Source organism: Rhodococcus sp. 05-2254-6 (assembly GCF_002258565.1).
In the GTDB taxonomy this organism is placed as follows: Bacteria; Actinomycetota; Actinomycetes; order Mycobacteriales; family Mycobacteriaceae; genus Rhodococcoides.
On sequence record NZ_NOZF01000184.1, the window covers coordinates 24,348 to 32,204 of the forward strand.

Genomic DNA, 7,857 nt, shown 5'->3' on the forward strand with positions numbered 1-7,857 from the left:
GCAGAAACGGATGTGGCCGCTGATTCGTCTCGGATCTGGGCTACATTGCGCAGGTGAGTGAAAATCTCGATCGCGTCGATCGCTTGATCATCGACGAGCTTGTCTCCGACGGACGCGCTACTTTGGCGACGTTGGCGGAAAAGGCTTCCCTGTCCGTCTCGGCCGTTCAATCGAGGGTTCGACGGCTCGAGTCCAGGCGCGTCATCCGTGGATACACGGCCCAGGTCGATCTGGAGGCCCTCGGCCGTCCGCTGTCGGCATTCGTTGCCATCACTCCGATCGATCCGGCCCAACCGGACGATGCCCCCGCCAGGTTGAAGCATCTGTCGGCCATCGAGTCGTGTCACTCGGTTGCCGGTGAGGAAAGCTACGTTCTGCTGGTGCGAGTCGAATCGCCGAGGGCGCTCGAACGCTTGCTGCAGGAGATCCGGGCAACCGCCAACGTGCAGACGCGCAGCACGATCATTCTGCAGACGTTCTACGACCGCTGACCGCCCGCCAGACGCGGTCCGACGACATGGGTAGGTCGTACAGTCGGGCACCGACGGCGTCGCGAATGGCGTTGGCCAAAGCCGGTGCCACGGGGTTGTACGGAGACTCGCTCATCGACTTCGCGCCGAATGGGCCCAGCCGGTCGTAGGTGTCGGCGAACAAGACCTCCGTGCGAGGAATGTCCGCGAACTGCGGAACGTGGTAGCTACGAATCGAATCGGTGGTGACCAGACCGGCACCGTCGGTGCGGATCTCCTCGTACAGTGCGCTACCGATCGCCTGTGCGACGCCGCCCTCGACCTGACCACGGCACTGTTGCGGGTTCATCACGGTTCCGGCGTCCGCGCTCTGCACCGACTGCAGTATTTTCACGGTGCCGGTGTCCTCGTGCACCGCCACTCGGAACGCGTGCACGTTGAACGCGAGCGAACGCGGCAGCCCGCCACTGTTGCCTGCGGTGACGAGGGTGCCTCCCGCCATCGCCAGAATGTCGTCGAGGGTGACGAAGCGATCTCCGCAGCGCACGCCCTCCGGTCCGAGTGTGCAGTCCGAATTTCGGTGTCCGGTCGCGGTGGCGGCCAGATCCAGGATCCGAGCCGACATCGCGCGAACCGCCGCATAGAGGGCCTTGCCTGCCACCACGGTGCCCGCCGAACCGAATGCGCCCGTGTCGTAGGTGACCGAGTCGGTGTCGGATTGATCGACTCCGATGCGGTCGACGGACGTGCCCAGTTCGCTCGCCGCGATCTGAGTGTGGACGGTGGTGGTTCCGTTGCCGAATTCCGCAGTCCCGACGCGTATCTCGTACCGCCCCTCGGGTAGCAGTGCCACCGAGGTCTCGGCGCGGTGGCCGCGCGGGGGAATGGTCGCGATCATGGCCACCGCCATTCCTTCGCCCACCTTCCAGCCCGCCGGTGCGTGCTCGCCGTTGCCTCGTCGCAGAGCGGCTTCGGCAAGGTCGATGCACTGATCGAGGCCGTAGCTGCCGAACTGCAGGTCGTCTTCCTCGTGGTGGGCGGCGACGATGTCGTCGCCGGGGACGATCACGTTGCGTCTGCGAAACTCGAACGGATCGACGTCGATCTCTCGCGCCAGATCGTCCATCGCCGATTCGATCGCGAACATCACCTGTCCCAAACCGTAGCCTCGGAAAGCTCCGGACGGGATGTTGTTGGTGTACACGGTCTTTGCGTCGACCCGTTTGTTGGCGCACCGGTAGATCGCCACCGACTCGCCGCAGCCGTGGAACATCACACCGGCACTGTGGTTCCCGTAGGCACCGGCGTCGGTGAGAACGTCGATCGACAGGGCGGTCAGCGTGCCGTCGGCGCTCGCGGCGGCCGTGACATCGACGCGGAACGGATGGCGGCACGGTGCCACGGTGAACTCGTCCGTGCGCGTGAACTCGAACTGCACCGGTCGACCGGTACGCAGTACCGCCAGTGCCACCACGTCCTCGGTGAGCAACTCCTGCTTGCCGCCGAATCCGCCGCCGACGCGCGCGGTGAACACGCGAACACGATCGCGTGCCAAACCGAAGATCTCGCAGATCTCGTCGCGCACCAGAAACGGAACCTGAGTGCTGGTGCGTAGATTCAGTTTTCCGGTCTCGTCCAACCAACCGATGGTGCCGTGGGTTTCCAGGTGCACGTGCTGAATCCGCTGCGTGGTCCAGCGGCCGGTGACCACCGCCGCCGCGTCGCGAACGGCAGCGTCGATGTCCCCGGTACTGCCGTGCAGCTCGGCCACCAGATTGCGAGACGGATCCGCGATTCGCGCCGTGGAGTCCTTGTCGCCGTGGATCTTCGGCGCATCGGGTGCGAGCGAGGACTCCGGATCGAACACTGCAGGCAGCACGTCGTACTCGACGACAAGTGCGCGGCACCCTTCTTCGGCCGCTGCCACCGATTCTGCGACCACGATCGCCACTCGCTGGCCGATGAAGCGCACGACGGTATCGAGAACATGGGTGTCGTCCGGATCGTCGACGCGGCGGTCGTGGCGGGCCGTCGAGAATGCCGTCGCCGGACTGTCTTTCGCAGTCAGAATCAGGTGCACCCCCGGCACCTGCTCTGCCGCGGTGGTATCGACGGAGACGATCCGGGCATGCGCGTGTGGACTTCCGAGAACACTGGCGTGCAGCAACCCGGCAGGGGTGTGGTCGAGTGTGTAGGGCTCGGTTCCGGTGACGATGCGCGTGCTGGCGGGTGCCGCGAGCGACCGTCCACACGCCGGACCGTCGACGGACTTCTCGGTGTTGACCACACCGCAGACGGCGTCGGACACGGCGCGATACCCGGTGCAGCGACACAGGTTTCCCTTCAGCCGTTCAGGAAGCTCGTCCAGATCTTCCTCGGTCAGCGTCGAGGCGGTGACGACCATTCCTGCAGTGCAGAATCCGCACTGAAAACCGGCGGCTTCGACGAATCGGCTCTGCATCGGATGGAGGTCGTCCGGTGTACCGAGTCCCGCGACGGTGGTGACGGACCGGTCGGCGGCACGAAACGCGGGGAAGATGCACGAGTGCACCGGTTCGCCGTCGACGAGCACCGAGCATGCGCCGCAGTCGCCTGCGTCGCACCCTTTCTTCACCTCGAAGTGGTCGTGTTCACGGAGCAGGGTGCGCAGGCACTGACCGGGCCGCGGAGCGACATCGGTCGGCACACCGTTGATGTCTACGATCATGACAACTCCTCGCGAATCTGCTGCGCTGCAGTGCAACTGATGTGTCGACGCCAGTCCGGAGCCCCGTGGGGGTCGTCGTACCAGTGCTGGGGACCGATGGTGGCGGCGAGCGCGTCGTCGAGTTCGCCCGCCGTCGGCAGGCCGGGGAAACGCAGAACGAACGGACGGACGGTCGACGCGCTGACGGTCAGAACGAATTCGCCGTCGTCGTCGACCCGCCCGATCACCACGGCGGCCGATCGCCCGAGCGGTGACAGTGCGAGCTTGCGCATCGCCGTTCTGGACTGGAGCGCGTGCAGCGGGATATCGATGCTGCGCAGCACGTCTCCCGGTCGAAGGGCGTTTTCGTGCGGGCCCGTGACCAGATCCGCTATCGCGATGCGGTAGTCGTGATCGGGCCCATCACCCGACCACACCTGCCCGACACCGTCGAGAGCGGCGGTCAACGAGATCATCGCTCCGGCAGGCAGGGCCAGCGCGATGTTGCCGCCGACGGTGGCGGTCTTCCAGATCTTGAACGAGGCCAACAATGCTGCTGCGCAGCGGGGAAACAATGCGGTGGCCGGCCAAGGAGAGGAGTAGCGCGCCAAGGTCTCGATGGTGCAGGTGGCAGCGATCTCGACCCCGGTCTCGGTGACGGTCAACGGCTCCCAGCCCAAGGCGGTGACATCGACGAGGGTGGCCAGGTGGTCCTGCTTCTCGGAGAACAGCCAGGTACCGCCGGCAAGGACAGCGGTGTCCGTGCGTCCGGGCGGAAGGTCCGCGCGGGAGCCGGGAAGCAGAATGTCGTCGACAGTGCCGAGATCCATGGCCTTCGTTCACCTCGTTCTCGCCGGCAGATCCACCACCCCGACAGATCCAACACCCGATGTGTCCCTTCGAACTGTAGTGAGTATCTGTTACCGATCTTCGGTCGTTCGGCGATACGCCCGAAACTCGCACGAAACAACCCACACATACTGTTTTTCCTACGAGCTCAGCTGTTTCGAGCACGCTCAGCCAGGGCCGGGGGGAGGAACAGCAGTGCAGGTCAAGGACTTGCTCGACGCCACGCAGCTCGGCATTCGATTGCTCACCTCCGATACCGACGCCCTCGGCCGCACGCTGCGTTGGACCTACACGACCGATCTGCCCGATCCGTCGCGCTACATCGCGGGCGGCGAGCTGGTCATCACCGGTCTCGTATGGCATCGAACGCCCGCGGACAGTGAGATGTTCGTCAGGGCCGTCGCCGAATCGGGGGCTTCGGCACTGGCCGCCGGTGAAGGGTTGCTCGGCCACGTTCCACCCGACCTGATCGACGCATGCGAGCGGCACGGACTACCCCTGCTCGCGGTACCCGAGACCGTCTCGTTCGGCGAGGTGACGGAGTTTCTCGTCGGCCGTGTCACCGGAGATCGCATAGCCTCGCTGAACACCTCGCTCGTCCGGCAACGCCAGCTGCTCACCGCGATCGCAGACGGCAGAGCGCTCGACGAGTTGGCGCTGCACACCTCGAGGGAAACCGGGATGGCGTGTCTGATCTTCACGGCGACCGGACGGCGGCTGGTGGCCGAGGTCTCGGCGTTCTCCGATGCCGACGTCGATACTCTGACGCACGCTGCGCTGTCCTCCGAAAGGCTGCCCACGACAACCACTCTCAGTGACGGAGGTGTGTACAGCATCTTCGGTGTCGGGCCTGCGCTCGCGCAGCGGACCACCCGATGGTTCCTCGCGGTGGCGGGAGACATGGCGACGTTCCCACCTGCCATCGCCGATGCGTTCGGCCAGCTCGCGGCCATCGCCGCGCTCGATCGTGCTCGACGCGAGGAGGGGCGACTGGTCCGACGCGAAATCGCCGACCAGGCAGTGGCGTTGATCGAGGCCGACAGCACCAGACCCGAAGCCCTGACGCGGCTGCGTCAGGCAGGCGTCGACCCGGACCGCTCGCTGGTCGTCGTCAGAGTCGTTCACAGCGGACGGATCGACCTGCGCGAGATGCTGCGTACGGTTCTCAGCGACACACTCACCTCCTTCGGTGGAGGATGCGTCGGGTGCAGCACGCACGGCGACATCGTCGCTGTCGTGAACACCGACGATCCTGATTTCACACAGACACTGCGAACCCGATTGACTCGCTTGGGCTCCGGCATCGGGCACAGCCGTCTGCTCGTGGGGGTCAGCTCCGAGGCAACCGGCATCACCATCGACGGCGCGCTGCGATCGGCCCGGCACGCACTCGAAGTCAGCAGACAAGGGTCAAGCCCGGTGACCGTCACCGCGGGTGCGCAACTGACCTCGGCGGTGTCGATGCTCTCGGCTCTGCCGGACGACGTGCGTCGGTCGTTCGTCGAACACGTACTCGCTCCACTGCTCGACTACGACCGGCGCACCGATGCCGGACTCACCGACACCCTCCGCGAATTCCTGGCGACCGGTGGATCGTGGAACCGGACGGCCGAGTCGTTGCACGTCCACCTCAACACCGTGCGGTACCGAATCAAGCGAGTGGAGGAGTTGCTGGGCCGGGATCTGAATTCCACCTCGGACCGGCTCGATGTCTACCTCGCGCTTCAATCCATCCCTCCTTCGTCGGCCACCGGGGCCGCATAGGATCGAGGAATGACTGGCTTCACCGGAATACCCTTCGCTGCCCTGGACTTCTACGAGGACCTCGAAGCCGACAACAGCAAGCTCTGGTGGAGCGAGCACAAGGAGGTCTACGACAGTGCGGTCAAGGGGCCGATGACAGCATTGCTCGCGACCCTCGAACCGGAATTCGGCAGCGCCAAGGTGTTTCGCCCCTACCGCGATGTCCGTTTCTCGAAGGACAAGACCCCGTACAAGACCCATCAGGGTGGATTTGTCGCTCGTGGGGACAGTCTGGGCTTCTACGTCCAGATCGACCCCGCCGGCTTGTTCGTCGCAGGTGGCTTCTACAACTCCTCGACCGACGGCGTTGCCCGCTACCGCCGCACCGTCGACGACGACGTCCGCGGTGCCGAACTCGAGCGAATTCTGGCGACGCTGACCAAAGCCGGATACGAGATCGGCGGCGACAAGCTCAAGACCAAGCCCCGGGGATACGAGCTGGACCACCCGCGCATCGACCTGTTGCGCCACAAGTCACTCACCGCGGGTAAGCATTTCGGCTCACCCGCGTGGCTGGAGACACCCAAGGCCGCCACGAAGGTGCGCGATGCCTGGCGAGCTCTGACCCCGTTGGTGGAGTGGACTGCGGCGCTGCACACGTGAGCTCAGGGCTCTATCCGACGACAGAGTATGTCTGCCAGGCACTTCCGGCGTCCGGGGCATCCTCGCGCTCGACGGTTGCCTGAATCAGACCGTACGGCCGATCGTCCGCGTTGAACACCTCGAGATTGTTCTCGATGCCGAACCTGCCCAGGTCGTAGACGAAGTGATGCTTGTTCGGCGCAGACATCGTGATCTCTGCGATGAACGGATATTTCTCCAGCACCGCCTCGCCCATGGCGTACAGAGTCTGCTGGAGGGCCAGCGACTGCAGATTGGCGAACCGCTCGATCATCGCCGCCTTCACACCCGCGTACACGGCGTCCCACTCGACGTCGGTGGTGGTGTATCGCCATTGCGCGGTCAGCGATGTCGCCATCACCCGGTCGGTGGTGGGTTCGAGAATCGTCAGGTCATCTTCGAGGAATCCGTGGAATTCCGAGCCCGTGGACTTGAGAATCACCATCTCCTTGAAGCCGCTGATCACCCACGTCTGCTGCGCGTCGCCCTTGCCCTCGACGGTCACCGCCGACGTGCGGATCTCCTCACCCTTGCGGGTCCACGTGTGATCGTGCTCGACGCCGTCGATCACCGCGCGAGCCCAGGCGTACTCCTCGAGTTCGATGCGGGCCCCTTCGACGGGTTCCACATCGTCGACGAAGTGCCGAGCGAGATCGAGGCCGTAGCTCTCCAGATGCAGCAACCCCTTGGTCTTCGCGTACGCGTACGCGGTCTGCTTCTGGGTGTCGGTGGGAAGCACGTTGGACTGATCTCCCACCAGATGCGCGGGAGAGAAGTCGCCGCGCAGGGCGCTCGACACGTTGATGTCGTGGATCTCGTGCCGGGGAGAGTCGCGATAGATCCGCACCACGCGGTTCTCCGCCTTGCCGTACTGATTGGATCCGAGGACGATCTTTCCGGTCAGGTCGGTCATGTCAGCTCCCGCGATAGGTCGAATAAGAAAAGGGGGACAACAGCAATGGGACGTGATAGTGGGCATCGGGATCGGTGACGGTGAACGAGATCGACACCTCGGGATAGAAGCTCGGTGTCGATGTCGCCTCGAAATAATCGCCGGTGTCGAACGAAAGGCGATACACGCCCGGATCGATCGGCCCCGGCACCACCTCGCCGATTCGGCCGTCGCCATCGGTGGTGGCGGTGGAGATCTCGCCCTTCTCGGGATGGAACAACCGCACCCGCATCCCCACCGCAGGTGTCCCCGAGGTGGCGTCGAGGACGTGGGTCGACAACGATGCCGAAACCGAAAGACGGGTGCTCCGCGTGGAACTGGCCAAGATCAACCGAATTCGCCTCGGGCGCATGCTGGGACCAGAGCAGTGAAGGGGCTGTCGACCCACGTCCTCGACGCCACCTCGGGGACACCTGCGGTGGGGATGCGGGTGCGGTTGTTCCATCCCGAGAAGGGCGAGATCTCCACCGCCACCA

The 7,857-nt window shown here is 64.8% G+C and carries 7 protein-coding genes and 1 pseudogene; 4 read left to right on the plus strand and 4 right to left on the minus strand.

Annotation, left to right across the window (positions count from 1 at the left end; all coding sequences use genetic code 11):
• Nucleotides 1-53: 53 nt before the first annotated feature.
• On the plus strand, nucleotides 54-491 hold the full coding sequence (locus tag CH256_RS25475; protein WP_094671206.1) for an Lrp/AsnC family transcriptional regulator: 438 nt from the start codon (nucleotides 54-56) through the stop codon (nucleotides 489-491).
• Here the strand turns inward: CH256_RS25475 and CH256_RS25480 are convergent.
• Both CH256_RS25480 and CH256_RS25485 read right to left on the minus strand, forming a co-directional pair.
• Nucleotides 463-3,177 carry a molybdopterin-dependent oxidoreductase gene (locus tag CH256_RS25480; protein ID WP_094671208.1) on the minus strand — a complete coding sequence of 905 codons (2,715 nt, stop codon included), beginning with the start codon at nucleotides 3,175-3,177 and terminating at the stop codon, nucleotides 463-465. The two genes, CH256_RS25475 and CH256_RS25480, sit on opposite strands and share 29 nt — an antisense overlap.
• Nucleotides 3,174-3,986, minus strand: coding sequence for an FAD binding domain-containing protein (locus CH256_RS25485; RefSeq protein ID WP_094671210.1), 813 nt, complete (start codon nucleotides 3,984-3,986; stop codon nucleotides 3,174-3,176). The genes CH256_RS25480 and CH256_RS25485 overlap by 4 nt, the downstream gene beginning before the upstream one ends.
• Nucleotides 3,987-4,200: 214 nt before the next feature.
• Here CH256_RS25485 and CH256_RS25490 point away from each other — a divergent pair, with 214 nt between their 5' ends.
• Together CH256_RS25490 and CH256_RS25495 are read left to right on the plus strand one after the other, a co-directional pair.
• Complete coding sequence (locus tag CH256_RS25490; protein WP_068283009.1) at nucleotides 4,201-5,769, plus strand: PucR family transcriptional regulator; 1,569 nt, start codon at nucleotides 4,201-4,203, stop codon at nucleotides 5,767-5,769.
• Nucleotides 5,770-5,778: 9 nt separating this feature from the next.
• Nucleotides 5,779-6,411, plus strand: coding sequence for a DUF2461 domain-containing protein (locus CH256_RS25495; protein ID WP_094671212.1), 633 nt, complete (start codon nucleotides 5,779-5,781; stop codon nucleotides 6,409-6,411).
• Between the two features lie 10 nt (nucleotides 6,412-6,421).
• Here the strand turns inward: CH256_RS25495 and pucL are convergent, their stop codons facing one another.
• Both pucL and uraH read right to left on the minus strand, forming a co-directional pair.
• On the minus strand, nucleotides 6,422-7,342 hold the full coding sequence (gene pucL, locus CH256_RS25500) for a factor-independent urate hydroxylase (RefSeq protein ID WP_094671214.1): 921 nt from the start codon (nucleotides 7,340-7,342) through the stop codon (nucleotides 6,422-6,424).
• A gap of 1 nt (nucleotide 7,343) precedes the next feature.
• Nucleotides 7,344-7,613 carry a hydroxyisourate hydrolase gene (gene uraH / locus CH256_RS25505; protein WP_256989550.1) on the minus strand — a complete coding sequence of 90 codons (270 nt, stop codon included), beginning with the start codon at nucleotides 7,611-7,613 and terminating at the stop codon, nucleotides 7,344-7,346.
• A 46-nt stretch (nucleotides 7,614-7,659) separates the two neighbouring features.
• On the opposite strand from uraH, the pseudogene CH256_RS28805 reads away from it, so the two are divergent.
• A pseudogene (locus tag CH256_RS28805) lies at nucleotides 7,660-7,752 on the plus strand (2-oxo-4-hydroxy-4-carboxy-5-ureidoimidazoline decarboxylase); the annotation flags it as partial.
• Between the last annotated feature and the right edge of the window lie 105 nt (nucleotides 7,753-7,857).